Source organism: Azospirillum sp. B510, from assembly GCF_000010725.1.
Classification (GTDB): domain Bacteria; phylum Pseudomonadota; class Alphaproteobacteria; order Azospirillales; family Azospirillaceae; genus Azospirillum; species Azospirillum lipoferum_B.
The window spans coordinates 1,055,617-1,082,449 of the sequence record NC_013854.1 but is presented as its reverse complement, the minus strand read 5'-3'; the positions used below and the strand labels follow the sequence as shown (position 1 = coordinate 1,082,449).

Here is a 26,833-nt window from a genome sequence, read left to right as displayed (position 1 = left end):
ACGGCCCAGCCGGTCAGGCGGCGGCTTCGCCGTCGTCCTGGCCGGTTTCGTCCGCGTCGCGCCGGCGCACCAGGGCGGCGGCACACTCCAGCACCTCCGGCCCGGCGCCGGGACGGTGGGCGTTCTCGGCGATGTGGCGGCGGTAGGCACGGGCGCCGGGCAACCCCTGGAACAGTCCGAGCATATGGCGGGTGATGGCGGAGAGCGGCGTGCCGAGCGCCATCCGCGCCTCGATAAAGGGCAGCATGGCCGCGATCACCGCATGGCGGTCGGGACCGGGCGCTCCACCCGTCAGGCGGCGGTCGGCATCGGCCAGCAGATAGGGCGTCTCGTAGGCGGCGCGGCCGATCATCACGCTGTCGACCTTGCCCAGATGCTCCTCGGCCTCGTCCAGCGTCCTGATCCCGCCATTGATGGCGATGGTCAGATGCGGGTTCTCCGCCTTCAGCCGGTGGACGAGGTCGTAGCGCAGCGGCGGGATGTCGCGGTTCTCCTTGGGGCTCAGCCCCTTCAGCCAGGCCTTGCGGGCATGCACGATGAAGTGGGTGCAGCCGGCGGCGGAGACGGTGCGGACGAAATGGTCCAGCGTCGGCCACTCCTCCATCTCATCGATGGCGATGCGCGACTTGACGGTAACGGGGATCGCCACGGCGTCACGCATGGCGCCGACCAGACGGGCCACCAGATCGGGCTCCGCCATCAGGCAGGCGCCGAAGCGGCCGGACTGCACCCGATCGCTCGGGCAACCGACATTGAGGTTCACCTCGTCATAGCCCCACTCTTCGGCGATGCGGGCGCAGGCGGCGAGATCCGCCGGGTCCGATCCGCCGAGTTGCAGCGCCACCGGATGCTCCGCCGCGTCGAACCCCAGCAGCCGCTCGCGGTCGCCATGCAGCACGGCGCCGGTGGTCACCATCTCGGTATAGAGCAGGGTCGATGCCGACAGCAGACGGTGGAAGTACCGGCAATGCCGGTCGGTCCAGTCCATCATCGGGGCGACGCTGAGGAGGATAGCTGACATTGTTCTTACCGTGCGATCAACATAAAAACACTCAACAGAACGTGGATTAAATATTACCCTGATCTCAGACTTTTCCTTCATCGTTTCTGGGTGCCGATTGTTCCTGCTGCTGCAATATAGGCGTCAGGGTTACGTTGATTGGCTTATGGCCACTCAAAACCTCAATTAGAAGCGCTCGCGCAATTTTCTGCTGCGTTTCTGTCTCATCCCATCCCTGTGGTGCATACCCACCGGACAGAATATCGAGCTGCTCAATTTCAATACCCAAGCTTCTGCCCATCACCCTAAGCAGCTTAGCAAGCTTATATTGCCTCTCTTGCTCCCATCTTTGGGGCTCAAGTTGTATGTTTTTGTTATAATGTTGGCTTAATTCCTCTAGAGCGCTAATAACGCTCTTATCCCCGTAAAACTCAACTTCGACAGAATTTAATGCGGAAACAAAATCCTGAGACAAGGACAGCCGACGATTCCTCATCAGCGCACGAAATACATTGAGCTTTGCATCTCTCTTTTCGCGGAGCCGGTCAATCACCCTGGTCGCAAATACTGCGACAATAGGACCGACAAAAGTCGCGAAGACCGTTGCCCACGCTAGAAATTCCTGTTTATCGGGTTCCATAGCAGGCACCATGCGTAATCTTATCTCCCTTAAACTTAGGGAGATAGACGCCGGACCGCAATTACTAAACACAAAAAGGCGCTCGCTTTACCGAAACCCTGGAAGCGGCGCAAAAAAGAAAAAACCGCGAAGTGGCGTCCCCGACGGGAGTCGAACCCGTGTCGCCGCCGTGAAAGGGCGGTGTCCTAGGCCTCTAGACGACGGGGACGTCGTTCGCGGTGACGCGCTTTCTAAAGATCGACGCCGCGAAGCGCAAGCGCTTTTTCGCATGCCCCGATACTTTTTGCGCCCCGCCCCACCCGATGGCCCACCGCCCCCTTGGAAGCCTCACACCGACCGCGCCGGAGCCGCATCGTCGATCAGCAGTTGGACGCCCTCGGACCCGTTCCAGCGGTCGATCCGCAGCACGCCGGCGAGGTGGAAGGGCGTGCCGCGGCCGGTCAGCAGCGCCTGCCCCATGTCGCTGTCGAGCGCGCGGAAGGCGATGGCCTTCAGCCGGGCCCCATCGTTGCCTTGCAGGATGCAGCGGACATGGTTGGCACCGACCACGTCGGCACGGACGACGCGGGCGTCGGCGATGGCGAAGCGCGGCTCCGAATTGCCGGTGCCATAGGGGCCGAGCTTGTCGAGCATGGTCACCAGACCGACGCTGGCGCCGCCGACCGACAGCGCGCCGTCCAACTCCAGCATCGGCACCAGCGGGGCGGCGGCCACCTGTTCGGAGATGCGGCCGTGCAGGAAGTCGCGCAGCGCGTCGATTTTGTCGCCGGCCACGGTGAAGCCCGCCGCCATACGGTGGCCGCCGCCGGCCAGCAGCAATCCCTCCTGACGGGCGGCGATCACCGCGGCCCCCAGATCGACGCCGCGCACCGAGCGGCCCGACGCCTTGCCGATGAGTGTGCCGTCGGCGGTTTCCTCCAGGGCGACGACGCAGGCCGGGCGGCTGTAGCGCTCCTTCAACCGGGCGGCGACGATGCCGATGACGCCGGGATGCCAGCCGGCGCCGGTGACGAAGACCAGATCGGTCTCGCGCCCGGCCTCGGTGGCGACGCGCTCCAGCGCCTCGTCCAGAACCGCCTGTTCGACGGCGCGGCGTTCGGCATTGTGGCCTTCCAGCCGCTGGGCCAGTTCCATCGCCTCGACCGGATCATCGGTGGAGAGCAGGCGGGCGCCGAGATCGGACGCTCCCACCCGGCCGCCGGCATTGACGCGGGGACCGAGGACATAGCCGGCATGATAGGCGTCGGGCTTCTCCTTCACCCCCGCGACGTCGGACAGGGCGGCAAGGCCGGGGTTGGCGCGCCGCGCCATCACCTTCAGCCCCTGCGCCACCAACGCCCGGTTCAGCCCGGTCAGCGGCACCACGTCGCACACCGTGCCGAGCGCCACGAGGTCGAGCCACTCCATCAGGTTGGGTTCCGCCCGATCACGGTAGAAGCCGGATGTCCGCAGCGCGCGGTTGACGGCGACGATGGTGATGAAGGTGACGCCAGCCGCGCAAAGGGTGCGATAGGCGCCGTCCTCGTCCAGCCGGTTGGGGTTGACCAGGGCGACGGCCGGCGGCAGGCGCGGCTCGGCGGCATGGTGGTCGAGCACCACCACCTCCAGCTCGGCCTCGGCGGCGGCTTCCAGCGCGGCGAAGGCGGAGATGCCGCAATCGACCGTCACCACCAGCCGCACCCCCTCCCCCTTCAGCCGCAGCAACGCCGCCGCGTTCGGGCCGTAGCCCTCCTTGATGCGGTCGGGGACATAGACGCGGATATCGGCGCCAAGCGCACGGAAGAACCGGCGCAGCAGCGCGGCGGAGGTGGCGCCGTCGACGTCATAGTCGCCGAAGACGGCCACCGGCTCGCCGTCACGGATGGCCCGCGCGATGCGCTCCGCCGCCGGGTCCATGTCACGGAAGCGCGAGGGGTCGGGCAGCAGAGCCTTCAGCGTCGGGTTGAGAAAGGTCTCGCAACTCTCCTCGGTCACGCCGCGCGCGGCCAGCACCCGGCCGACGATCTCCGGCAGCCCGCGCCCCTGGGTCAGCGCCTGCGCCTGCCGCTCGTCGCAGGGCCGCGCCTGCCAGCGCTTGCCGGACAGGGAGTTGGCGACGTTGAGGAAGGCGGCTGGCTCGGTCATGGCGGTGCTGCGCGGTATCGGGGACGGGGGCACAGCCATAGCAGACATACGCACGCGGCACTATGGGCGTGGCCGGGGGTGGGGTGGCGATCCAACCCACCCGCCGCCGTACTTACGCCGCCCGCATCCACACCGCCGTGTCATGGAACGCCGCCCCACCGGCCGGCGGCACCGGCTCGGGCGAGGTCAGGCTGTTGATGCCCATGCCCTCGACGAAGGCGCCGTTCGGCCAGATGCCCTCGACGATCACCACGCCGCGCGGCACCCCGGCGAAGGGCTTGGCATGGACCACGACACTGCCCTGCGGATTGCCCAGCCGCACCGCGTCGCCGTCGGCCAGACCCAGCCCGGTCGCGTCGTCCGGATGGATCAGCGCGGTGGGACGGCCTTCCCGGCGCTGGGCGGTCAGCGTCTCGGTGAAGGAGGTGTTGAGGAACTGGCGGGCCGGCGCGGTGACGAGGCGGAACGGATGATCGGCGTCGGCGTCGCGGCCGGGCGGCATATGGTCGGGCATCGCCGGCATGCCGCCATAGGGGCCGAGCGCCGCCCAGTCGGGGGCGAAGCGGAACTTGTTGTCGGGATGGGCGAAGCCGTTGAGGAAATGCGAGGTCTCGAAATCCGGCTGGGCGTCGATCCAGCGCCGTTCGGTCAGCGTCGCCGCGTCGCCCAGGTTGGACGCCTTCAACATGGCGTCGATGATCTCCAGCGCGGTCATGCCGAATCCCGGATGCTCGGCGCCGACGCGGCGGGCGAGTTCGCTGATCACCCAATGGTTCTCGCGCGCCTCATGCTGCGGCTCGATCACCTTGCGGCCGATCAGGATGTGCATCTGGCCGCCGCCACGGTAGATGTCGTCATGCTCCAGGAAGGTGGTGGCGGGGATCACCAGATCGGCGAGCTTGGCGGTGTCGGTCATGAACTGCTCATGCACCGCGACGAACAGATCCTCGCGCAGGAAGCCCTGGCGGACCCGGGTCGAATCCGGGCAGATCGTCACCGGGTTGGTGTTCTGGATCAGCATCGCCGTCACCGGCGGGCCGCTGGTCAGGTCGCGCGGGTCGCCGGTCAGCACCGCGCCGATGCGCGACTGGTCGAAGCTGCGCACGCCGGTGTCGAGCCGGTCCAGCCCTTCCGACAGGGTCTTGTCCAGCTTGTAGATGCCGGACGAGCAATAGAGCGCGCCGCCACCCCTGTGCTGCCACGCCCCGGTGACCACCGGCAGGCAGGATACGGCATGAACCTGCGCCGCGCCATTGTGGGCGCGCGACAGGCCGTAGCCGACCCGCAGGTAGCTGCGCTTGGTCGTGCCGTAGAGACGGGCGAATTCCTCGATCTCCGCCACGCCCAGGCCGGTGATGGATGCCGCCCATTCCGGCGTGCGGCTGGCGAGATGGGCCTCCAGCGCCGTGGTGTCGCCGGCCAGCCGGTCCAGATAGGCGCGGTCGGCGTGACCGTCGCGGAACAGCACATGCATCACCGCGCAGGCCAGCGCCCCGTCGGTGCCCGGCCGCAGCATCAGATGCAGGTCGGAGACCTCGGCCGTGCCGGTGCGGTAGGGATCGATGGTGACCAGCTTGGCGCCGCGGCCCTTGCGGGCGCGGCTGACATGGGTCATCACGTTGACCTGGGTCGCCACCGGGTTGCCGCCCCAATTGACGATCAGGTCGCTCTCCGCCATCTCGCGCGGATCGGCGCCGCGGATGTCGCCATAGCCGGCGAGCCAGCCCATGTTGGCCGGCGTGTCGCACACCGTGCTGGTCTGGCGCGAATAGCCCTTGGCGTGGCGCAGGCGCTGGATGCCGCCGCGCTGCACCAGCCCCATGGTGCCGGCGTAGAAATAGGGCCAGACCGCTTCCGGGCCATAGGTCCGCTCGGCGGTCAGGAAGGCGTCGGCGATGCGGTCCAGCGCCTCGTCCCAGCCGATCGGCTTCCACTGGCCGGAGCCCTTGGGGCCGTTGCGCAGCAGCGGGGTCTTCAGCCGGTCCGGCGAATGCGCCCGTTCGGCATAGCGGCTGACCTTCGCGCAGATGACGCCGGCGGTATAGCTGTTCTCGGCGGCACCGCGCACCTTGCCGATGCGGTCGGGGGCGAGACGCTCGACCTCCAGGGCGCAGGTGCTGGGACAATCATGCGGACAGGCGGTGGGGAGGAACTGGGCCGACAAGGCTAACCTCTGGTCTGGCTGGCGGCGGGGAATGCGCCAACTCTAGGCCCTGCCGCGCACCCGCATCAATGCACAACAATGTATGGGTACAATATTGAAGGCTCCAGCAAGCAGAAGGGCCGCGAAGTCCCAGGTCCGGACTTCGCGGCCCCGCCGCCGGCCGGGCGAATATCCCCGCTATGCTTGCGCCTTTACATGAAGCCCAGCATGCGCGGGAACCACAGGGTGATCGCCGGCACATAGGTGATGAGACCGAGGAAGATCAGCATCGTCAGCAGCCACGGCCACACCGCCACCGTCAGCTCGGTGATGCCCATCTTGGTGATGCCCGAGGCGACATAGAGGTTCAGGCCCACCGGCGGGTGGCACATGCCGACCTCCATGTTGACGATGATCAGGATGCCGAAATGCACCGGGTCGATGCCCAGCTTCATGGCGACCGGGAACAGGATCGGCGCCATGATCAGGACGATGGAGGACGGCTCCATGAAATTGCCGGCGGCCAGCAGGATGATGTTCACCACCAGCAGGAAGACCCAGACGCCCATGTTCTGGTCGAGGATCCAGGCCGCCATGTTCTGCGGGATCTGCTCCGACGTCATCAGGAAGGAGAAGAGCACCGCGTTGGTGATGATGTAGAGCAGCATCGCCGACATGCTGGCGCTGTCCAGCAGCACCTTCGGCACGCGGCTGAGCGGCATGTCCTTGTAGATGAAGACGGCGACGACAAAGGCGTAGACCGCGGCCATCGCCGCCGCCTCGGTCGGGGTGAAGATGCCGCTGTAGATGCCGCCCATCACCACGATGATCAGCAGCAGGCCCCAGAAGCTCTCGCGCAGGGCATGCATGCGCTGAGCGAAGCTGGCCTTGGGCAGGCGCGGATAGCCGAACTTGCGGGCGCGGAACCAGGTGGTGAAACCGAGGAAGCAGGCCAGCAGGATGCCCGGCACCACGCCGGCGATGAACATCTGGCCGATGGAGGCGGCCTGCGGGTGGCCGGTGGTGGCGACGCAATACATCACCATGACGATCGACGGCGGGATCAGGATGCCGAGCGCGCCCGAGGTGGTGATGATGCCGGCGCCGAAATTCTTCGGGAAGCCCTGCGCCACCATCGCCGGCAGGATGATCGAGCCGATGGCGACGACCGTCGCCGGGCTGGAGCCCGACACCGCGGCGAACAGCGCGCAGGCCATCACGCCGGCCAGACCCAGCCCGCCATACCAGTGGCCGACCATCGAGGTGGCGAAGTTGATCATGCGGCGGGCGACGCCGCCATGGGTCAGGAAATTGCCGGCCAGGATGAAGAACGGGATCGCCATGATCTCGAACTTCTCGATGCCGGTGAACAGCTTCAACGCCACCGCGTCGATCGGCACGTCGGTCATGAAGAACAGGAAGGAGAGCACCGTCAGGCCGAGCGAGATGGAGATCGGCATGCCGGTGAGCATGAGGGCCAGCAAAAGCCCGAAGATGATGGCAGCGTTCATGCCGGACCTCCTTCCTTGGCGGCTTCGACCGGATCGATGCCGTCGACCTGGGCATGGTCGTGATGGGGCAACTCGCCGGTGCGGACGAAGGCCCAGGCGACCTGGAGGAAGCGGAAGCACATCAGGTAGGAGCCGAGCGGTACCGCCAGATAGATGATCCACATCGGCCATTCCAGATCGGCCGACACCTGCTCGGTCTCGGAGATGTGGTAGACGAAGCGGGCGCCGAGCGAGCCGACGATGAAGGTGAACAGCGCGCCGGCGCCCAGCCCGAACAGCACGAACTTGCCGCGCAGGTTCGGCTCCATCCGGTTGATGATGACGTCGACGCCGACATGGATGCCGGTGCGCACGCCATAGGCGGCACCGAACTTGGCCATCCACACGAACATGTAGATGCACAGTTCCTGCGCCCAGGCGAAGTTCCAGTGCAGCACATAATCCTGGATGTAGGGGACGCCGGAGAAATAGCGATGGACGACGGACGCGAAGATGACGAGCGTCGCCCCCGCCATGAGCGACGCGATCAGCGTCTCCTCGAGGCGGTCGAGTATCTTCATGAACATGTCGGGGACTCTCCCGGTCGGCGGAGATGGTCGGTGACCTGACACCCCCCTCCCTCTCCCCGGGGGGAGACGGAGGGGAGGGAGCCTCACATCACATCTTGAAGCCGGCCGCCGCCGATTCCTTATAGATCGCCTCGATCAGATCCTTGCCGACGCGCGCTTCGGCATCCTTGTGGACCGGCTTCAGCGCCTTGATCCAGGCCTCGCGCTCTTCCTTGGTCTGGCTGTGGAACTCGGTCTTGCCCGACGCCTTCATCTGGGCCAGCGCCACGTCGTTCTCGTTCTGGGCGATGTCGTTGGCATAGTCGGTCGCCTCCTTCATCGCCTCTTCCAGCTTGCCGCGCACGTCGGCCGGCAGACCCTCCCAGAACTTCTTGTTCACGATCACCGCATAGCCGAGATAGCCATGGTCGGTCAGCGTGGCGTTCTTCTGCACCTCATGCATCTTCTGGGTGTACATGTTGGACGGCGGGTTCTCCGTACCGTCGACGACGCCGGTCTGCAACGCCTGATACACCTCGGAGAAGGCCATCACCTGCGGCAGGGCGCCCAACGCCCGCATCTGGGCATCCAGCACCTTGGACGACTGGATGCGCATCTTCAGGCCCTTCACGTCCTCCGGCTTGATGAGCGGCTTGTTGGCGCTCATGATCTTGAAGCCGTTGTCCCAATAGGCCAGCCCGACGATGCCCTTGGACTCCAGCTTCCTGAACAGGCTCTTGCCGATCTCGCCCTTGGTGACGCGCTGGAGCACCTCCTTGCTGGGGAAGATGTAGGGCAGGTCGAAGACCTCGAATTCCTTGGCCCCCAGCGGGCCGAACTTGGCCAGCGACGGAGCCAGCATCTGAACCGCACCCAGCTGGAGAGCCTCAAGCTCCTCCTTGTCCTTGTAGAGCTGGCTGTTGGGATAGACCTCGACCTTGACCTTGCCGGCGGTCAGCCTTTCCGCAAGCTCCTTGAACTTCTCGGCACCCTTGCCCTTCGGCGTCTCCGGAGCCACGACATGGCTGAACTTGATGACGATCTGGTCCTGGGCCCAGGCCGTGGACAGGGCCATCGGCGCCGACATCACGCAGCCGACCGCCGCCGCGCACAGGAGCTTCACGAGTTTCATAGGTGCGTCCCCCTCTGGTGTCATTTATCGGTTTTACGGAATGTTTGGTCTCGAACTTGTTTCCTATTCTTCATGATCGGGCGAATTGCCGCTATTGTGGATATCCGCAAAGTCGGCTTATTCCACTTTCACATCGCTCCATCATCCTTCCCACCACGCTTTCGTGCCGATGCCGATCCCACGCCCCTCCCCGGCCCTCCCCTCCGCCGCCCGCATCGGGCGGGCGGTGCCGCATGCCATGCCGGTGGTGGCGATGCTGCTGGTCGTGGTGCTGCTTGGCGCCTTCCTCTGGCTGCTTCAGCGTAACGAACGCGACGAGGAGGCGCTGGCGCTGATCAAGGACGCGCTGTGGATCGAGCAGAACCTGCATTTCCAGCTCGCCTCCGACGAGGATAAACTGGAAAGGCTGGCCGAGACGCTGGGCAGGACGGACACGGACATGCGGCAGTTCGCCGCGATGGCCCGGCTGGTGGTGAACACCAACCCGGCGATCGAACGGGTGGTCTGGCTGGATGCCGGGGGACGTCCCCTGCTGGCGGAACCGCCGCTTCCGGCCAGCGGCGCGCCGGACGAAAACAAGCCAGGCGTCCCGTCGCGCGACGACGCGATGCGGATGGCCCGCATCTCCGGCCTGCGGGCCTATGGCGCCCCTTACCGGATCGATGCCACCGACCGCGGCTTCGACGCCGCCTTTCCGCTGTTCCGCGATGGCGCCTTCGCCGGCACGCTGGTCGGCGTCTTCTCGTTCGAGGCGATGTTGACCCACCATGTTCCCTGGTGGTTCGCCCAACGCTATCAACTTGAAGTCGTCGACGCGACGGGAATGGTTCTCGGTTCGAAATCGCGCATGGCGGTGCCCGTGGCGGCATCGGGCTCCGGGTCCGGGCCTGAAGCAGGGCCTGGAACCGGGCCTGGAACGGGGCCGGCACCCGACCCGGCGCGCAGCCACGTCATCCCCTTCGACCCGCCCGGCCATGGTCTGGCGCTGGTCGTCACCGCTTATCCCAGCGAGTCCAACGTCACCCGCACCGTGCTGGTCGCGGCGATCTTCGCGCTGACCGGATCGGCGCTATGGAGCCTGTGGTCGTTGCGCCGCCACATCGCCGGCCGCCTGCGTGCCGAGGAGGCCCTGCGCGAGGAGCACGCCTTCCGCAAGGCGATGGAGGACAGCCTGACCGTGGGGATGCGCGCCCGCGACCTGGAGGGACGGATCACCTATGTGAACCCGGCCTTCTGCCGCATGGTCGGGCTGGAGGCCGACGATCTCGTCGGGCGCGGCCCGCCGATGCCCTATTGGCTGCCGGAGGAGATCGACCAGGCCGAGGCCGCCTTCCAGGACGTTCTTGCCGGCCGGGCGCCGGAAAGCGGGCTGGAGATGCGGTTCCAGCGGACGAACGGCGAGCGGTTCGACGCCCTGATCTACGAGGCGCCGCTGATCGACGCCAACGGACGCCAGACCGGCTGGATGGGATCCGTCCTCGACATCACCGAACGCAAGCGCGCCGAGGATCTCGCCCGCCAGCAGCGGGAACGGCTGCAACAGACCTCCCGCCTGATCACCATGGGCGAGATGGCCTCCACCCTGGCGCATGAGCTGAACCAGCCGCTGTCGGCCATCGCCAGCTATTGCACCGGCTGCCTGAACCGGCTGCGCTCCGACCGCCGCGACACGCAGGAAGTGGTGACGGAAGTGGCGGCGGCGCTGGAGAAGCTGGCGGCCCAGGCCAGACGCGCCGGGCTGGTGGTCCGCCGCATCCATGATTTCGTGCGCAAGCGCGACCCGAAGGTCGCCCCCTGCTCGCTGGCCGAGGTGTTGGAGGATTGCGTCGGGCTGGCCGGCAGCGACGCCGCCCGGCTGGGCGTGCGGGTGGAGCTGGACGCGCCGGCCGACCTGCCGCCGGTCACCGGCGACCGCATCCTGCTGCAACAGGTTGTGCTGAACCTGATGCGCAACGGCATCGAGGCGATGGCCCGCACCCCGAGAGCCGACCGCCGCCTGACCGTCACCGTCCGCCGCTGCGCCGGCACCGCGGCGGGAGGCGGCCCCGGAGAGTGCGACGGCCTGCTTCTGACGGAAATCCGCGACCATGGCTGCGGCATCCTGCCCGAGGTGGCCGACCGCCTGTTTTCCCCCTTCTTCACCACCAAGCGCGAGGGTATGGGCATGGGATTGAACATCTGCCGGTCCATCGTCGAACATCACCGCGGCAGGCTGTGGTTCGAGGCGGCGATGGACGGCGATGGTGCCGAGGCGGTTCCCGGCGGGACGCGCTTCCTGTTCACCCTGCCCGTCCATGCCCCCGACCACAGCGCCGAGGCCGCCGAATGACAACGCTCCATATCGTCGACGACGACGAGGCCATTCGCGACGCTCTCTGCTGGCTGTTCCAGTCGCGCAATGTCCCGGTCGCCGGCTGGCCGTCCGCCGAGGCCTTCCTGGAGGCGTGGCGGCCGGACACCGCCGGTTGTCTGTTGCTGGACATCCGCATGGAGGGGATGAGCGGCCTGGAACTGTTCGACCGCCTGCTCGCCCGCGGCAGCCGCATGCCGGTGATCTTCCTGACCGGCCATGGCGACGTGCCGATCGCCGTCGGCGCCCTGAAGAAGGGAGCCCGCGACTTCGTGGAAAAGCCCTTCAACGACAACGAGCTGGTCGACCGGGTGATCGACGCGCTCGCCGCCGACGCCGAACAGCGCGAGCGCGAGGCCGGACAGGCCGGGCTGGCCGCCCGTCTCGCCACCCTGACCCAGCGCGAACGGCAGGTGATGGAACTGGTCGTCGCCGGCCGCCTGAACAAGATCATCGCCGATGAACTCGGCATCAGCATGCGCACGGTGGAGGTCCACCGCAGCCATGTCTTCGAGAAGATGCGGGTGAAGACGGCGGTGGAGCTGACACGGCTGCTGAGCGGAGCGCCCTGAGGACGAGGCCTCGGGAAAGGGATAAAGCGCCTGGAGTCGGTCCGGGTGGTGTACTACTCTTCCGCCACCACCCAGACGATTTCCATCGGCGGATCGGAGCATCGAAGGTTGCGATTGCGGTTTCCCAGCTCTCTGCTCGCCATCGGTCTTGCCGTGACGGCGCCTCTGCTGCTGTTCGGCGCGATCCTGGTCTGGCAGCTCGACAGCCGCGAGCGTGCCGAGATGGAGCAGGACCTGCAATCGGTCGCCCGCTCGCTGTCGCTGGTGATCGACCGCGAACTGGCGAGCCAGCTGCGCCCGCTGGAACTGCTGTCCGCCCTGCTTCAGCCCCACGCCGACGATCCTGCCACGCTTTATGTCGAGATGACCAGCGCCGCCCGGAGTCAGACGGGTTGGCTGGCGATGGGGCTGATCGACGCGGACAGCAACCGGTTCGTCTTTCACACCCAGTATCCGCCGGGCGTCCAGCCGCTGCCGCCACCCCGGCTGGATGAAGTCACCCGTCAGGTGATCCAGAGCCGCCGGGCGGTGATCGGCGGGGTCCTGCCACCGGGCGGCCCGCCGGGAAGACCGGCGCTGATCCTGCGCGCTCCGATCATCCGCTTCGATCCGGCCAGCCAGAGCGAGCGGGTGCGCTATGTCCTCTCGCTGGCACTGAGCCTGGAGGGGCTGGCGGGAGCGATGCAAACCCGCCGGATCCCGCCGGAATGGACGGTGGCGGTCATCGACCCGACGATGCTGATCGCCGCGCGCTCCAATGACGCCGACTCCTTCCTCGGCCATCGCGTCACCTCCTCGCTGGAAGCGGAATTGACCACCCGGTCCGGTGGATTGTTCACCGCGCGCACCAAGGATGATGACGACGCCTATACCGTCTTCAGCCGGTCACAGGAGACCGGGTGGGCGGTGGCGCTGGGCGTTCCGGTCGCATTGGTGCATCAGCGGCTGACGGCCCAGCGCATGACGGTGGTCGGCGGTGCCGCCGGAGCCTGTGCCGCGACTCTGGGTCTTGCCCTGCTGGTATCACGCGCCTACGGCCGCCGCCGGAGCGCCGAGGGGGAGGTACGGCGCGCACGCGAGGCGGTGCTGATCGAGCAGCGCCGCCGGCTTCAGTCGGAAAAGGAACTTGCCGAGGCGGCCAACCAGGCCAAGAGCGAATTCCTCGCCAACATGAGCCACGAACTGCGCACGCCGTTGAACGCCATCATCGGCTTCGCCGACGTGCTGATGTCCGGCATCTTCGGCCCGGCCCCGCCCAAACATGCCGAATATCTGACCGCGATCCACCAGTCCGGACGCCACTTGCTGGACCTCGTCAACGAACTGCTCGACATGGCGAAGATCGAGGCCGGACGGCTGGAGCTGTTCCCGACCAGAATCGCGCTGGACGATTTTCTGACGGATTGCCTGGGGCTGGTGGAGGCGCTGGCTCTGCGCAAGGGGGTGACGCTGACCGGCGACGCCATCGCTCCTGGCCTGCTGGTCACGGCTGATGGGGTCCGCATGCGTCAGGCCGTGCTGAATCTCCTGTCCAACGCCATCAAATTCACCCCGGCCGGCGGCACCGTGCGGCTGGAGGCCACCGCCGATCCAGACGGCAGCGGGACGGTCATCACCGTCCGCGACAGCGGCATCGGCATGAATGCCGAAGAAATGCTGATCGCGATGGAGCCGTTCCGTCAGGTCCACAACTATCTGACCAAGGCGGAGGCCGGAACCGGATTGGGCCTGCCGCTCGCCCGCCGTTTCGTCGAGGCCCATGGCGGCACCCTGACGCTGGACAGCCGACCGGGCGCCGGAACGACGGTGACGATCCGTCTACCATAGACACCGGATTACCTCCCATGGACGGAAGGGTTTCTAGCCCCGGCGGGTTGGACGTCCGGGAAGCGTCGCCCGCTGCAACTTGGCGCCGGCAAGGTCGGCGCCGTCGAGATCGGCGCTGTCGAGGTTGGCGTCGGACAAATTGGCCTGGACCAGACAGGTGCCGACCAGCAGGGTGCCGCGCATGTCGGCGCCCATCAGATTGGCGGCCCAGGAACGGCCGGTGGGACGGCCCGACGGGTCCTTGATCGCCGCCGGCCCCAGCCGCACCCGCGTCAGGTCGGCACCGGTCAGCACGGCATAGCTGAGGTTGGCGCCCGACAGGTCGGCGCCCATCAGGTTGGCGCCCTCCAGGTTGGCGCCGGACAGGTCGGTCATCATCAGCCGCGCGCCGGTCAGCGCCGCCGCCGACAGGTTCGCCCCGCGCAGCGACGCGGCGCTGAGATTGACGCTGCGCAGATCGGCGCGGCTGAGGTCGGCACCGTCGAGGTCGGCGCGCTGTCCACGCTGGCCGAAACTGTCGATCCAGCGCTCGTGATCGAAGATGGCGCGCTGGATTTCCGACCCCATGCTGTCGATGGGGCGGGTCATCTGCGCGGTGGCGATCCGGGTGGAGGACAGATCGCAGTCGGCCATCCGCGTGCCGACCATGTCGGCCCTGTCGAAACGGGTGCCGTCCAGCGCCGCCCCCGACAGGTTGGCGCCATTCAGCCGGGCGCCGGTCAAGTCCGCCCCGTTCAGCACCGCGCCCGACAGGTCGGCATTCTGCAGCACCGCGCCCGACAGGTCGGCGTCCGACAGGTTGGCGCCGCGCAGCACCGCGCCGGTCAGGTCGGTGGGAATGCCCCCTTCGGCCGTCAGGCCGTTCTGCAGGCGGGCGAGCGCGGCCTTGCGGATCTGCCGGGCGCCGTCGTCCTGCCCGTCGGGACCGCTATCGGAACCGGCACCGCGGTGGGCGGCCCCTCCCGGCTCCAGTGTGCCGGCCCGCAGGTCCGCCCCCTTGAGATTGGCGTTGGAGAAATCCGCCGACCGCAGCCGGGCGCCGCGCAGATCGGTCTGCATCAGGTTGGCGCGGCTGATATCGGCATCGCGCAGATCGACACCGAACAGGTCGGCGCCGGCCAGATTGGTCCCGCTCAACCGCCCGCGGGCGAGCCGCGCGCCGACAAGACGAGCGCCGCGCAAATCGCACTGCGACAGGTCGACCCCCTCCAGATCAGCCATCGCGAGGTTCGCACGAACGCCACCGGCCTGGCCTTTGATCCAGCGGGCATGCCGATCCAACACCTCGGCCAATTGATCGGGCCGAAAGAAGGATACGGAAGAAGCGGTCGGGGTGGCGGCTGTTGGCACGGGGAAGGCGACGCCATGAAAATGATTACATCGCTACAATCATGCGATTCATTCCTTACCGAAGGCTGAATGAATCACCCTTTCGCGCACTCACTTTCGGGGAAGGCGGTTCGGTGGATGCCCATGCCGCCGTCATGGTGCCGTCGGCGGATGCCCATGGGAACGATATGGAAACCGGAGGTCCGGTCATGGAGCGGGCAACAAGCCGCGCCCATTTCCGAGGGCCATATCCGGGGCTTCCCCCCGAGTCGCGTCTGTTACCGTTCTGTAATCGAACCAGCTGCGAACGAGTCGCGAACAGCCGCGACTCGGCTCGCATCCGCTCCGGGCGCCGGTCGGCGGAAACCCTCGACTCCGTCAAAAACCAGCATCGGTTAAGCAATGGTTTCTTGACAGAAAAGGCCACAAGCATCCTAAAAGTGTCCCACCTTTCGGATTAACGCACCGCAGCGCGCCCCGACCTTGGCCGGGACGCGACGATGGCCGTAACCGGGACGGTGGGGTCAGGCTCTGATCCCGGCCGCCGGGGCGGAAAAACGGGATATGAAGGAAGAATGATGAAGGATGCGGACGCCCGGTCGATCATGGCCGCACGCCCGAGCGTTGGCAAAAGCCACGCCACCGAACGCCGTCATCTCGATCGCCGCTCTCTTCTGCGCGCCGGCATGGGCCTGGCGGCGATCACCTCCGCTGGGGGAACCCTGTTCACCAGCGAAGAGGCGGAAGCCGCGGCGCTCCGCGCCCCGCCGCGGGTGCTGTCCCTGGTGAATCTGCACACCGGCGAGAAGATCAACGCCGAATACTGGTCCAAGGGCAAATATGTCCGCGACGCCATGCGGGCGGTGAACCATCTGCTGCGCGATCACCGCAACAACTCGGTCCACCAGATCGACCCGAAGCTGCTGGATCTGGTCCATGCGCTGAGCCGCAAGATCGGCCGCAAAGGTCCGATCGAGATCGTGTCGGGCTATCGCTCGCCGGAGACCAACGCGTTGCTGCGCGAGGCCGATCACAGCGGCGTCGCCCAGAACAGCTATCACATGCGCGGCATGGCCATCGACCTGCGGATGCCGAACCTCTCCACCCGCCAGCTTCAGCGCGCGGCGCTGAGCCTGCGCGGCGGCGGCGTCGGCTATTACCCCGACAGCAACTTCGTCCATGTCGATGTCGGGCCGCTGCGCCACTGGTGAGTGGACATGGCGTGACCATGTCGGGGTCGGCATAGACTCCGCTCAATAGCTTTTTTCCAATGCGATGTGGCGCCAATCCAGACAGGATTCGGCGCCACAATCTTTTTGCCCCTCCAAGCACCACTTCAAAGAATTTCCGGGGCTTGGTTGAGATAACCCCAACCCAACTCCTCCATACGGTCAACGCCCTGCCCGCATCTCGATTCCAGACTGGATTGCGACGGCCATTGCTCGCAAATCTCGAGGGCCCTGTGACCCGACTCGATCTGGCGGCAAGCAGTATCGAACGGGCCTATGGCGGTTCAGGAAACGACGAGTTGACTGGAACCGGGGCCGCCAGCGCGCTTTTCATGGATGGAGCAGACGGAGACGACACGCTTGCCGGCGTGAACGCTGAGACCGTATCGAGTTCCTGGTTCATAACCATCAAGAGTGCGATCGCCTCATACCAGAGCCGGAAATTTTTGACTCGTGGCGGCTGTGGCTTGCGGTTCGGCATCGGTGGTGAGTCCCTGTCGATGGATTCACCATTGAGCGAAGTACAACCATGGCCGCCCTGAGGATCCGTAGCGATCTGGCCTCCGGGGACCTGCGCCGCTTGGCCCGCGGTGAGAGCGATGGGCGAGTTTGCCGGCGCCTTCTGGCGATTGCCATGGCGCTGGATGGCGTCAGCCGGGAGGCAGCGGCGCGGCGAACCGGTATGGAGCGGCAGACGCCGCGCGACCGGATCGGGCGCTACAACGCCGAAGCTGTGGAAGGCTTGCGGGATCGGGCGCGCAGCGGGCGGCCGCCGCTGCTGGCCGCCGCCCTGGCCAGAGCGGCGCCTTCTTTGCCTCTTCGACGGGCGGAGTCCGTCCTACTCCATGTTCGCTTACCCCACCTTCAACTTGCGGCGCAGCAGGGACAGCGGAGCGGTATCGTCCAGGCTCGGCTGGAAGGCGATGGTCACTTCGGTCAGCGCGTTGGCCCAGCTGTCCGGATTGGTGCCCTCCGGCGCCTCGACCGAACTGAAGCCGGTACGGACCAGATACAGATACTGGTCGGGGATGACATGGCCGACCGCGCGGATCTCGCCGGTATAGCCATAGCGCTCCCGCAGTTCGCGCGCGGTGGAGAAGCCGCGGCCGTCACGGAACTTCGGGAACTCCACCGCCACCAGGGAGAAGCGGTCGAGATCGGCGGCGATGGCGCCCGCCAGCGTGCCGCTCTTCAGCCGCACGCCCAGCCGGGCGTTGCGGCCGTCGAAGCTGTCGCGCTCCGCCTGCCAGCGCTCGAAGCTGATGATCACCGGGCGATCATTCGGAACCGGCTCCCCGTCGGGGATGAAGCTCCAGGCGTCCTCGCCGATGCGCCCATTCTCAATCAGCGGCATAGATTCTCTCCTTGAACGGGGCATGGCCGACACGGGCAAGGGTGTCGATGAAACGCTCGCCCTCATCCCGGCGGTTGGCGAGATAGACGTCGACGATGGCCTCGATGGCATCCACCGCTTCGGTCTCGGTCACCGCCGGGCCGAGGATGTCGCCGATGGCCGTGGTCAGCGTCGGGTCGCCGCCCACCGTGATCTGGTAATATTCGGTGCCCTTCTTGTCGACACCGAGGATGCCGATGGCGCCGACATGGTGATGGCCGCAGGCGTTGATGCAGCCGCTGATCTTGATGCCCAGTTCACCGATGGCGCGCTGGCGCACCGGATCGGCGAAGCGGGCGGAGATCGCCTGGGCCAGCGGGATCGAGCGGGCGTTGGCCAGCGCGCAGTAATCCAGCCCCGGACAGGCGATGATGTCGCCGATCAGCCCGGCGTTGGCGCTGCCCAGCTCCGCCGCGTCCAGCCGCTTCCACAGGTCGTGGAGATCGTCCTTCTTCACATGGGCGAGGACGAGGTTCTGGACATGGGTGACGCGCAGTTCGCCGAAGCTGTAGCGCTCGGCCAGATCGGCGACGAGGTCCATCTGGTCGCAGGTGGCGTCGCCGGGGATGCCGCCGGCCGGCTTCAGCGAGATGGTGGCGATGGCGTAGCCCGGCGCCTTGTGCTCCGCGACATTCACCGCCAGCCAGTTGGCGAAGGCCGGGTCGGTGGCCTTGGCGCGCTCCAGCGCGTCGGAATGGTCGGGCAGCTCCTCGAAGGGCGGCGGGGCGAAATGCTGACGGACCCCTTCGACGATCTCGGCATCCAGCCGGTATTTCGGGCCGCGCAGCCGCGCGAACTCCTCCTCGACCTCCTGGGTGAACTTCTCCAGCCCCAGCTCATGCACCAGGATCTTGATGCGCGCCTTGTAGATGTTGTCGCGGCGGCCATACTGGTTGTAGACGCGCAGGATGGCTTCCAGATAGGCGACGAAATCCTCCTGCGCCACCCATTCGCGCACCAGCTTGCCGACGAAGGGCGAGCGGCCGAGACCGCCGCCGACATAGAAGGAGAAGCCGGCCTCCCCCTTGTCGTTGCGGCGCGCCAGCAGGCCGACGTCGTGGATGCGCACCGCCGCGCGGTCGCTCTCGGCGCCGGAGATGGCGATCTTGAACTTGCGCGGCAGATAGGTGAATTCGGGATGCATCGTCGTCCACTGCCGCAGGATCTCGGCATAGACGCGGCCGTCCACCACCTCGTCCTTGGCGGCGCCGACGAAGGGGTCGGTGGTGACGTTGCGCACGCAGTTGCCGCTGGTCTGCAACGCGTGCATGTCGACCTCGGCCAGCTCGTGCAGGATGGCCGGGGTGTCCTCCAGCTTGATCCAGTTGTATTGCAGGTTCTGGCGGGTGGTGAAGTGTCCGTAGCCACGGTCATACTTGCGCCCGATCGCCGCCAGCTTGCGAAGCTGGGTGGCGGACATCACGCCATAGGGCACGGCGATGCGCAGCATGTAGGCGTGAAGCTGGAGATAGAGGCCGTTCATCAGCCGGACCGGCTTGAACTCCTCCTCCGTCAGCTCGCCCGACAGGCGGCGCTCGACCTGTTTGCGGAACTGCTCGACGCGCTCGGCGACGAACTGCCGGTCGATCTCGTCATAGTGATAGATGCCGGCACGGGCGCCGGGCGCGATGTGGTTCATGTCGATAAACCCTAAAGGGCCGCCAGGACGGCCGGCGATCGGTGATCGGTGATCGGTGATCAGGCGGCCTGCTTGCCGAGAGACTGCTTTCCCAGATCCAGGCGGACGGTCGGGCCGGCGGTGCGGATGCGCTCGCGCATCGTCGCCGGAACCGGAAGGCCATCCTGCTCCACCACCTCGAAGGCGTAGATGTCGACGCCGAACTGCTCACGCTCGGCCTTCGCCTTGGCCTCGGCCAGCACGGCATCGGCCTCGGCGCGCTGGAACAGCGCGGCCTCGCCGAAGGACTCGACCCATACGCCGCCCTCGCCCAGGAACACGACTTCCCCGTCGCGCAGGCGGTTGGCGGTGATGGCTTTCATCGATCCTTCCTTCGATCGATCCTTGGCCGACATCTGGCTCTCCTGGCTGGTCGTTCTCGAACGCTTTTGGTGTCTTACCCGAACCGGTGACGGTCCGGCAGTGAATTCGCCATCGATATGGTCCATGGGAAGACGAACGTCATGGCAGCCACTTCTCCCGGTCGATCATCTCGCGGGTCTCGCGGGCAACCTCGGACATCGTCGCCCCCTCCGCCCGGCGGCGGTTGCGGAGCTCGGCGATGCGGCGCAGACGCTCCGCCCACTCCTCCGGAAACAGGCTTTCCAGACGCTGGCGCAGCAGGCTGGCGAGCGTCGGGCTGCGGCCGCCGGTTGAGATCGTCATCACCAGATCGCCACGCCTCACCACGGAGGGCGAGTGGAAATCACACAAGGGAATGACGTCCTCGACATTGACCAGCACACGGTGCCGCCGCGCCAGATCCGCCAGCGCCGTTTCGGTCTCCGGCCCCAGCCCCATGACGTACAGCACGCCGATCCCATCGAGGGCGGCGCCGTCCGGCAAAGCCCGCACCAGACGGTCACCGGCGAGTGCGGCCAATTCCCCATCGGGTTCCGGTGAAAAGACCTGGGGATCGGCCCCGCCCTCGCGCAGCTGCGTCAGGCGGCGCAGCGCGAGCGGGCCATTGCCGGCCAGGGCGATCGCCACCCGCGCCGGGTCGAGCGCCAGCGGAATCATGGCCGCACCGCCAGAATGGGCGGAGGCGATTGGCGGATTTCAGCGCCTATGACCGGGATCATGTGCATGGCCGGTATTTAGCCCAGCCTCCACACGACAATCAACATATTTCACACAACACTGTGCGGCGCAGCACAAGCCTATTAAACAAGTAGAGAATGTATTTTCGTTGCGCGGGTTTTCCTGTGGTGTTAATGTGCAAACACGGAACAGAAACCTACTCTTTTAGTAGGATTTAAAGGCCACCGCGAAAGGCAGCTGACGATGAACGCCGCGACACGGGTGAAGCACCTGACCGACAGCTACGGCACGCTGGAAGGCGCGCCCTTGCTGGCCGCCATGCACGGGGTGTTCGGCGGACGCATCGCTCTGCTGTCGTCCTTCGGCGCCGAATCCGCCGTGCTGCTGGCTCTGGCGGCGGAAGCGGCCCCGGATTTCCCGGTCCTGTTTGTGAATACCGGCAAGCTGTTCGGCGAAACCCTGCGCTACCGCGACCAGCTGGTGAAACGGCTGGGCCTGACCGACGTGCGGGAGATCGGGCCGACCGCCGACGACCTCGCCACCGGCGACAAGGACGGCCTGCTGTTCAAGCGCGATTACGACGCCTGCTGTCACCTGCGCAAGACGGTGCCGCTGGACCGCGCGCTCGCCGCCGCCGGGCTCGAGGCCTGGGTGACCGGGCGCAAGCGTTTCCAGTCCGCGACCCGCGCCGCCCTGCCGCTCTTCGAGGCGGAGGGCAGCCGCGTGAAGGTCAACCCACTGGCCAACTGGGACAAGGACCGTCTGGAGGAGGAGTTCACCCGGCGCGACCTGCCGCGCCACCCGCTGGAGGCCGACGGGTTCCTGTCGATCGGCTGTTACACCTGCACCGAGCGCGTGGCGCCCGGCGCCGACCCGCGTTCCGGCCGTTGGGCCGGCAGCGCCAAGACCGAATGCGGCATACACACCACCATGATTGGAACCGCCCGATGAGCGCCGATCTCGACCAGCTCGAAAACCAGAGCATCTACATCCTGCGTGAAGCCTACAACCGCATCGACAAGCTGGCGATGCTCTGGTCGATCGGCAAGGACAGCAACGCGCTTCTCTGGCTCTGCCGCAAGGCGTTCTTCGGCCGCATCCCCTTCCCCGTCGTGCAACTCGACACCGACATGGAACTGCCGGAGGTCTATGAGTTCCGCGACCGCATCGCCAAGGAATGGGACCTGGACCTGAAGGTGGAGCATTGCCCGCCGGAAGAGGAGATGGACCAGACCCTCCCGCCGCTGACCCGCGCCGCCGCGCGCAAGACCGAAGGGCTGAAGAACCTGCTGCGCGACCACGCCTACCAGGGCGTCATGGTCGGCATCCGCCGCGACGAGCAGGCGACCCGCGCCAAGGAGCGCGTGTTCTCCCCGCGCTCGCTGGAGGGCGACTGGGACGTCAAGGACCAGCCGGCGGAATTCTGGGACCATTACAAGACCCGCTTCCCCGAAGGCGTCCATGTTCGCATCCACCCGCTGCTGGCCTGGACCGAGCTGGACATCTGGCGCTATTCCCAGCGCGAGGGAATTCCCATCGTCCCGCTGTATTTCGCCAAGGACGGCAAGCGCTACCGCTCGCTGGGCGAGAAGAACATCACCTTCCCGGTCGACAGCACCGCGTCCACCATCGACGAGATCATCGCCGAGCTTCAGGTGACCCGCATTCCGGAACGCGCCGGCCGGGCGATGGACAATGAATCCGAAGACAGCTTCGAGCGCCTGCGCAGCGTGGGGTACATGTAAGATGCCGCATTCTCAACTCCGCATTGTCATCGTCGGCCATGTCGACCATGGCAAGTCCACGCTGATCGGCCGCCTGCTGAACGACACCGGCAGCCTGCCCGACGGCAAGGTCGATCAGGTCCGCGAGATGAGCCGCAAGCGCGGCATGCCCTTCGAATGGGCCTTCGTCATGGATGCGCTCCAGGCCGAGCGCGACCAGGGCATCACCATCGACACCACCCAGATCCACTTCAAGACGAAGCAGCGCCCCTACGTCATCATCGACGCCCCCGGCCACACCGAGTTCCTGAAGAACATGGTGACCGGCGCCTCCCAGGCCGACGCCGCGTTGCTGGTGATCGACGCCGACGAGGGCGCCCTGGAGCAGTCGCGCCGCCATGCCTTCCTGCTGCATCTGCTGGGCGTGCGTCAGGTCGCGGTCGTCGTCAACAAGATGGACAAGGTCGAATTCTCCAGCCGCCGCTATGAAGCCGTGGCCCAGGAGATCAAGGAGTATCTGGCCGAGCTGGGTCTCCAGCCCAAGGCGGTGATCCCGGTGTCGGCCCGCAACGGCGACAACATCGTCAGCCGCAGCGAACAGGCGGACTGGTATCTGGGCCCGACGGTGATCGAGCAGCTCGACGCCTTCCGACCGCAACAGACCTCGCCCGACCAGCCGCTGCGCTTCCCCTTGCAGGACGTCTACAAGCCGGACGATCGCCGCATCCTGGCCGGCCGCATCGAAAGCGGGCGGCTGCGCGTCGGCGACACCCTGCACTTCTCCCCGACCGGGGCCAGCGCCAAGGTGGTCAGCATCGAGGCGTGGAACCATCCGGAGTCCGTGCTGTCGGCCCAGGCCGGGCAGAGCATCGGCATCACGCTGGACAAGCGCATCTTCGCCGAGCGCGGCCATGTCGCCCATCATCAGGCCGACGCCCCGACCCTGACCCACCGGCTCAGCGTCCGGCTGTTCTGGCTGGTGTCGGACCCGCTGGTGATCGGCAAGACCTATACCCTGAAGATCGCCACCGCCGAACACCGGGTGACGGTGGAGCAGGTGACGGCGGTCATCAATGTCGAGGATCTGTCGAGCACCCCCGGCAAGTCGGTCCACCGCAACGAGGTGGCGGAGGTCGTCCTGCGCTCCCGCTCGCCGATCGCGCTGGATCTGGCGGCGAACCTGCCGCGCACCGGCCGCGGCGCCCTGATCGACGGCAACGACGTGGTCGGCGGCTGCCTGGTGGTGGAGATCGAGGACAGTGCTGCGGCCAACATCACCGAGGTCTCGCACACCGTCTCGCAGGAGGAGCGTGCCCAGGCCAACGGCCACAAGGGCGGCATCGTCTGGCTGACCGGCCTGTCGGGCGCCGGCAAGTCGACGCTGGCGATGGCGCTGGAACGCGCGCTGTTCGACCGCGGCTGGCAGACCTTCGTCCTGGACGGCGACAATGTGCGCAACGGCCTGAACGCCGGGCTGGGCTTCTCCGCCGATGACCGGGCGGAGAACATCCGCCGGGTGGCCGAGACGGCGAAGCTGTTCGCCGACGCCGGCATGGTGGTGATCGCCTCGCTGATCTCGCCGCTGAAGGCCGACCGGGCGCGGGCGCGGGTGATCGGCGGCGAGCGCTTCCACGAGGTGCACGTGGCGGCCAACCTCGCCACCTGCGAGGAGCGCGACCCCAAGGGCCTCTACAAGAAGGCGCGGGCCGGCGAGATCGCCGAGTTCACCGGCATCTCCGCCCCCTACGAGGCGCCGGACCAGCCCGAACTGGTGATCGACACCGACGCGCTGAGCCGCGGCGAGGCGCTGGCCCGGCTGCTGGATTATGTCGACGAGACCTTGGGCAAGAACAGCCTGAAGTCGGGAAAAGAGCTGACCTATGTGATCTGAGGCCGGTTTCATGGGGTGGGGCGTCGGGCGCGGGGGAAAGACCGCGCCCGACGTGTTTTTGGGAAAAGACGTGTTTTTGGGAAAAGAGGTGTTTTGGGGGAAAGGAGCGGTTGCGGCACACCGACGCATGAGAGGATGCGCAAATGTCCGCCGCTCCATGATGACGATCCCCGGTTTCAGGCTGGATTCTCCCCGCACCGCGGCCGGAACAGGAGGTATTTCCGCCCGGCATGCCCGGCCAATCCGGCTGGCCGTGGGCCGATCAGCACGGGTCGGTGGTGGATTTTGCTGCTGACATCGCGATTGGCCGGGCTTACAGTTCCGCCATTCCCCTAACTGGATGAATGGCTTACAGCCGAGTTCCCCAGACTGCCGACATTTGGGCACGCTGAAGGCGGAATCCTCCGGCCGGTGGAGGCTGCGCGCAGGCCAGTGTCCCGTCCGCCGGAATTCCGTCGATCGGAACCGCCATGCCTGCCGGCAAGAACGATCTTTTGGGAGGAGTCCACATGTCCCGCATCGTCAGCCACCTGCCGTGGCTGGTCATCGCCGTGCTGGGGGCCTTCGCGCTCGGCACGGTGGCGCTGACCAGGGGCGAGACCATCAACGCCCTCTGGTTGGTGGTGGCCGCCGTCTGCACCTATCTGGTGTCCTACCGCTACTACAGCCTCTTCATCGCCTCGCAGGTCATGCGGCTCGACCCCAACCGGACGACTCCGGCGGTCCGCCACAATGACGGGCTGGACTATGTTCCGACCAACCAATATGTCCTGTTCGGCCATCATTTCGCCGCCATCGCCGGCGCCGGCCCGCTGGTCGGCCCCGTGCTGGCCGCGCAGATGGGCTATCTGCCGGGCATGCTGTGGATCCTCGCCGGCGTCGTGATCGCCGGCGCCGTGCAGGACTTCATGATCCTGTTCGTCTCGATGCGGCGCGACGGCCGCTCGCTCGGCGAGCTGATCAAGTCCGAGCTGGGCGACATTCCCGGCGTGATCGCCCTGTTCGGCACCTTCATGATCATGGTGATCATCCTGGCGGTGCTGGCCCTGGTGGTGGTGAAGGCGCTGACCAACAGCCCGTGGGGCTTCTTCACCGTCGCCGCGACGGTGCCGATCGCGCTGTTCATGGGCGTCTACATGCGCTTCATCCGCCCCGGCCGGATCGGCGAGATCTCGGTGATCGGCTTCTTCCTGCTGATCGCCGCCATCCTGCTCGGCGGCCAGGTCGCGCAGAGCGAGACCCTGGCGCCGATCTTCACCCTGACCGGCATCCAGATCACCTGGATCCTGATCGGCTACGGCTTCGTCGCCTCGGTTCTGCCGGTGTGGCTGCTGCTGGCGCCGCGCGACTATCTGTCGACCTTCCTCAAGGTCGGCACCATCATGATCCTGGCGCTGTGCATCCTGCTGGTCGCCCCGCCGATGCGGATGCCCAGCATCACCCAGTTCGTCGACGGCACCGGCCCGGTGTGGTCGGGCAGCCTGTTCCCCTTCCTGTTCATCACCATCGCCTGTGGCGCCGTCTCGGGCTTCCATGCCCTGATCTCGTCGGGCACCACGCCCAAGATGGTGGAGAACGAGGTGCAGGCCCGCTTCATCGGCTATGGCGGCATGCTGACCGAGTCCTTCGTCGCGGTCATGGCCCTGGTGGCGGCCTCCTGCATCGAGCCCGGCATCTATTTCACCATGAACAGCCCGCCGGCGGTGCTCGGCACCACGGCCGAGACCGCCGCCCAGGTGATCAACGGCTGGGGCTTCGTCATCACCCCGGAGATGATCAGCCAGACCGCCAAGGATGTCGGCGAGGTCAGCATCCTGTCGCGCGCCGGCGGCGCCCCGACCCTGGCGGTCGGCATGGCGCAGATCTTTTCCGAGCTGTTCGGCGGCAAGTCGATGATGGCGTTCTGGTACCATTTCGCCATCCTGTTCGAGGCGCTGTTCATCCTGACCGCCGTCGATGCCGGCACCCGCGCCGGCCGCTTCATGCTTCAGGATCTGCTGGGCGTCTTCTTCAAGCCGCTACAGAAGACGGCGTCCTGGGCCGGCAACCTGATCGCGACCGGCCTTTGCGTCGCCGCCTGGGGCTACATCCTCTATCAGGGCGTGGTCGATCCGCTCGGCGGCATCAACACCTTCTGGCCGCTGTTCGGCATCTCCAACCAGATGCTGGCCGGCATCGCCCTGATCCTGGCCACGGTGGTGCTGTTCCGGATGAAGCGGGAACGCTACGCCTGGGTGACGATGGTGCCGGCGGTCTGGCTGCTGATCTGCACCCTGACGGCGGGCGTGCAGAAGGTCTTCCACAGCAACCCGGCGATCGGCTTCCTCGCCCATGCCGAGCGCTTCCGCACCGCGGCGGACGAGGGCAAGCTCCTCGCTCCGGCGAAGTCGATGGAGCAGATGCGCCAGGTCATCTTCAACGACTATCTCGACGCGGCGCTGGCGTCGCTGTTCGTCGTGGTCGTGCTGGCGGTGCTGGGCTTCGGCATCCGCTCCTGCCTTCAGGCGCTGCGCAGCGACCGCCCGACCACGCGGGAGGTCCCGGCAAGCGGCGCCGTCGCCGGGGCGGGCGACTGACGGCATCGCGGGCGGTGTTGAGCATCGCCCCGCGATGCCGGTAAGGTCATTCCTTCTTAAGCGGCGGACGGGACGCCGGTCCGGGTATGAGACCGGGAAACGCGCCACGTCCGCCGCATCTGTCC

The 26,833-nt window shown here is 66.7% G+C and carries 21 protein-coding genes, 1 tRNA gene and 1 pseudogene; 10 read left to right on the top strand and 13 right to left on the bottom strand.

Annotated features, from left to right (window positions below):
- Positions 1-13 precede the first annotated feature (13 nt).
- From dusA to AZL_RS05010, 8 genes are all read right to left on the bottom strand, one after another.
- A complete protein-coding gene (gene dusA, locus AZL_RS05040) occupies positions 14-1,021 on the bottom strand; it encodes a tRNA dihydrouridine(20/20a) synthase DusA (RefSeq protein WP_012973575.1) in 1,008 nt (335 codons plus the stop codon).
- 64 nt (positions 1,022-1,085) lie between these two features.
- A complete protein-coding gene (locus AZL_RS35275; protein WP_148219206.1) occupies positions 1,086-1,652 on the bottom strand; it encodes a DUF6680 family protein in 567 nt (188 codons plus the stop codon).
- Positions 1,653-1,772: 120 nt separating this feature from the next.
- Positions 1,773-1,848: transfer RNA gene (locus tag AZL_RS05035), tRNA-Glu, on the bottom strand.
- A 119-nt stretch (positions 1,849-1,967) separates the two neighbouring features.
- Positions 1,968-3,764 carry a single-stranded-DNA-specific exonuclease RecJ gene (recJ, locus tag AZL_RS05030; RefSeq protein ID WP_042442572.1) on the bottom strand — a complete coding sequence of 599 codons (1,797 nt, stop codon included), beginning with the start codon at positions 3,762-3,764 and terminating at the stop codon, positions 1,968-1,970.
- A gap of 112 nt (positions 3,765-3,876) precedes the next feature.
- Complete coding sequence (locus AZL_RS05025; protein WP_012973572.1) at positions 3,877-5,928, bottom strand: molybdopterin oxidoreductase family protein; 2,052 nt, start codon at positions 5,926-5,928, stop codon at positions 3,877-3,879.
- Positions 5,929-6,119: 191 nt separating this feature from the next.
- A complete protein-coding gene (locus AZL_RS05020; protein WP_012973571.1) occupies positions 6,120-7,418 on the bottom strand; it encodes a TRAP transporter large permease in 1,299 nt (432 codons plus the stop codon).
- Complete coding sequence (locus tag AZL_RS05015) at positions 7,415-7,984, bottom strand: TRAP transporter small permease (protein ID WP_012973570.1); 570 nt, start codon at positions 7,982-7,984, stop codon at positions 7,415-7,417. The genes AZL_RS05020 and AZL_RS05015 overlap by 4 nt, the downstream gene beginning before the upstream one ends.
- Before the next feature lie 91 nt (positions 7,985-8,075).
- On the bottom strand, positions 8,076-9,098 hold the full coding sequence (locus tag AZL_RS05010; RefSeq protein ID WP_012973569.1) for a TRAP transporter substrate-binding protein: 1,023 nt from the start codon (positions 9,096-9,098) through the stop codon (positions 8,076-8,078).
- 169 nt (positions 9,099-9,267) lie between these two features.
- Between AZL_RS05010 and AZL_RS05005 the strand changes: the two genes are divergently transcribed.
- The 3 genes from AZL_RS05005 to AZL_RS04995 all read left to right on the top strand — a co-directional run bounded on the left by AZL_RS05005 (position 9,268) and on the right by AZL_RS04995 (position 13,847).
- Positions 9,268-11,427: a two-component system sensor histidine kinase NtrB gene (locus tag AZL_RS05005; RefSeq protein ID WP_042442570.1), complete on the top strand. Its 2,160-nt coding sequence runs from the start codon at positions 9,268-9,270 to the stop codon at positions 11,425-11,427.
- On the top strand, positions 11,424-12,020 hold the full coding sequence (locus tag AZL_RS05000) for a response regulator transcription factor (protein ID WP_012973567.1): 597 nt from the start codon (positions 11,424-11,426) through the stop codon (positions 12,018-12,020). The genes AZL_RS05005 and AZL_RS05000 overlap by 4 nt, the downstream gene beginning before the upstream one ends.
- Positions 12,021-12,134: 114 nt before the next feature.
- A complete protein-coding gene (locus AZL_RS04995; protein WP_247894282.1) occupies positions 12,135-13,847 on the top strand; it encodes a sensor histidine kinase in 1,713 nt (570 codons plus the stop codon).
- A 33-nt stretch (positions 13,848-13,880) separates the two neighbouring features.
- Here AZL_RS04995 and AZL_RS04990 read toward each other — a convergent pair whose 3' ends face one another.
- Positions 13,881-15,068 (bottom strand): pentapeptide repeat-containing protein, encoded by a 1,188-nt coding sequence (locus AZL_RS04990; RefSeq protein WP_247894281.1) that lies wholly within the window; start codon positions 15,066-15,068, stop codon positions 13,881-13,883.
- A gap of 683 nt (positions 15,069-15,751) precedes the next feature.
- On the opposite strand from AZL_RS04990, the gene AZL_RS04985 reads away from it, so the two are divergent.
- The 3 genes and pseudogenes from AZL_RS04985 to AZL_RS34015 form a co-directional block, all read left to right on the top strand.
- On the top strand, positions 15,752-16,387 hold the full coding sequence (locus tag AZL_RS04985; RefSeq protein ID WP_247894280.1) for a DUF882 domain-containing protein: 636 nt from the start codon (positions 15,752-15,754) through the stop codon (positions 16,385-16,387).
- A gap of 251 nt (positions 16,388-16,638) precedes the next feature.
- A complete protein-coding gene (locus AZL_RS35270; RefSeq protein WP_148219205.1) occupies positions 16,639-16,947 on the top strand; it encodes a hypothetical protein in 309 nt (102 codons plus the stop codon).
- A pseudogene (locus tag AZL_RS34015) lies at positions 16,935-17,198 on the top strand (helix-turn-helix domain-containing protein); the annotation flags it as partial. The gene AZL_RS35270 and the pseudogene AZL_RS34015, both read left to right, overlap by 13 nt.
- Positions 17,199-17,258: 60 nt before the next feature.
- Here AZL_RS34015 and AZL_RS04980 read toward each other — a convergent pair.
- The 4 genes from AZL_RS04980 to AZL_RS04965 form a co-directional block, all read right to left on the bottom strand.
- Positions 17,259-17,759 carry a DUF934 domain-containing protein gene (locus AZL_RS04980; protein WP_012973563.1) on the bottom strand — a complete coding sequence of 167 codons (501 nt, stop codon included), beginning with the start codon at positions 17,757-17,759 and terminating at the stop codon, positions 17,259-17,261.
- Positions 17,746-19,218, bottom strand: coding sequence for a nitrite/sulfite reductase (locus AZL_RS04975; RefSeq protein ID WP_371304229.1), 1,473 nt, complete (start codon positions 19,216-19,218; stop codon positions 17,746-17,748). Before AZL_RS04975 ends, AZL_RS04980 begins: the two co-directional genes overlap by 14 nt.
- 278 nt (positions 19,219-19,496) lie before the next feature.
- The gene (locus AZL_RS04970) at positions 19,497-19,799 is read right to left on the bottom strand and encodes a DUF2849 domain-containing protein (protein WP_042443533.1); all 303 of its coding nucleotides are present in this window, start codon (positions 19,797-19,799) and stop codon (positions 19,497-19,499) included.
- Positions 19,800-19,938: 139 nt separating this feature from the next.
- Positions 19,939-20,496, bottom strand: coding sequence for a precorrin-2 dehydrogenase/sirohydrochlorin ferrochelatase family protein (locus AZL_RS04965; RefSeq protein WP_012973559.1), 558 nt, complete (start codon positions 20,494-20,496; stop codon positions 19,939-19,941).
- Positions 20,497-20,760: 264 nt separating this feature from the next.
- Here AZL_RS04965 and AZL_RS04960 point away from each other — a divergent pair, with 264 nt between their 5' ends.
- The 4 genes from AZL_RS04960 (at position 20,761) to AZL_RS04945 (ending at position 26,708) form a co-directional block, all read left to right on the top strand.
- On the top strand, positions 20,761-21,468 hold the full coding sequence (locus AZL_RS04960; protein ID WP_012973558.1) for a phosphoadenylyl-sulfate reductase: 708 nt from the start codon (positions 20,761-20,763) through the stop codon (positions 21,466-21,468).
- The gene (gene cysD / locus AZL_RS04955; protein ID WP_052293631.1) at positions 21,465-22,262 is read left to right on the top strand and encodes a sulfate adenylyltransferase subunit CysD; all 798 of its coding nucleotides are present in this window, start codon (positions 21,465-21,467) and stop codon (positions 22,260-22,262) included. Before AZL_RS04960 ends, cysD begins: the two co-directional genes overlap by 4 nt.
- A 1-nt stretch (position 22,263) precedes the next feature.
- Positions 22,264-24,132: an adenylyl-sulfate kinase gene (gene cysC / locus AZL_RS04950; protein WP_012973556.1), complete on the top strand. Its 1,869-nt coding sequence runs from the start codon at positions 22,264-22,266 to the stop codon at positions 24,130-24,132.
- 509 nt (positions 24,133-24,641) lie between these two features.
- Positions 24,642-26,708, top strand: coding sequence for a carbon starvation CstA family protein (locus AZL_RS04945; RefSeq protein ID WP_012973555.1), 2,067 nt, complete (start codon positions 24,642-24,644; stop codon positions 26,706-26,708).
- Positions 26,709-26,833 lie beyond the last annotated feature (125 nt).

Coding starts and splice junctions, on each gene's coding strand:
- AZL_RS04990 (WP_247894281.1), bottom strand. CDS start 15,068: ATGGCTGATCTGGAGGGGGTCGACCTGTCGCAGTGCGATTTGCGCGGC.
- AZL_RS05000 (WP_012973567.1), top strand. CDS start 11,424: ATGACAACGCTCCATATCGTCGACGACGACGAGGCCATTCGCGACGCT.
- dusA (WP_012973575.1), bottom strand. CDS start 1,021: ATGTCAGCTATCCTCCTCAGCGTCGCCCCGATGATGGACTGGACCGAC.
- AZL_RS04985 (WP_247894280.1), top strand. CDS start 15,752: ATGATGAAGGATGCGGACGCCCGGTCGATCATGGCCGCACGCCCGAGC.
- cysD (WP_052293631.1), top strand. CDS start 21,465: ATGAGCGCCGATCTCGACCAGCTCGAAAACCAGAGCATCTACATCCTG.
- AZL_RS05020 (WP_012973571.1), bottom strand. CDS start 7,418: ATGAACGCTGCCATCATCTTCGGGCTTTTGCTGGCCCTCATGCTCACC.
- AZL_RS05005 (WP_042442570.1), top strand. CDS start 9,268: ATGCCGATCCCACGCCCCTCCCCGGCCCTCCCCTCCGCCGCCCGCATC.
- AZL_RS35275 (WP_148219206.1), bottom strand. CDS start 1,652: ATGGTGCCTGCTATGGAACCCGATAAACAGGAATTTCTAGCGTGGGCA.
- AZL_RS04970 (WP_042443533.1), bottom strand. CDS start 19,799: ATGAAAGCCATCACCGCCAACCGCCTGCGCGACGGGGAAGTCGTGTTC.
- cysC (WP_012973556.1), top strand. CDS start 22,264: ATGCCGCATTCTCAACTCCGCATTGTCATCGTCGGCCATGTCGACCAT.
- recJ (WP_042442572.1), bottom strand. CDS start 3,764: ATGACCGAGCCAGCCGCCTTCCTCAACGTCGCCAACTCCCTGTCCGGC.
- AZL_RS05015 (WP_012973570.1), bottom strand. CDS start 7,984: ATGTTCATGAAGATACTCGACCGCCTCGAGGAGACGCTGATCGCGTCG.
- AZL_RS05010 (WP_012973569.1), bottom strand. CDS start 9,098: ATGAAACTCGTGAAGCTCCTGTGCGCGGCGGCGGTCGGCTGCGTGATG.
- AZL_RS04945 (WP_012973555.1), top strand. CDS start 24,642: ATGTCCCGCATCGTCAGCCACCTGCCGTGGCTGGTCATCGCCGTGCTG.
- AZL_RS04965 (WP_012973559.1), bottom strand. CDS start 20,496: ATGATTCCGCTGGCGCTCGACCCGGCGCGGGTGGCGATCGCCCTGGCC.
- AZL_RS04960 (WP_012973558.1), top strand. CDS start 20,761: ATGAACGCCGCGACACGGGTGAAGCACCTGACCGACAGCTACGGCACG.
- AZL_RS04975 (WP_371304229.1), bottom strand. CDS start 19,218: ATGTCCGCCACCCAGCTTCGCAAGCTGGCGGCGATCGGGCGCAAGTAT.
- AZL_RS04980 (WP_012973563.1), bottom strand. CDS start 17,759: ATGCCGCTGATTGAGAATGGGCGCATCGGCGAGGACGCCTGGAGCTTC.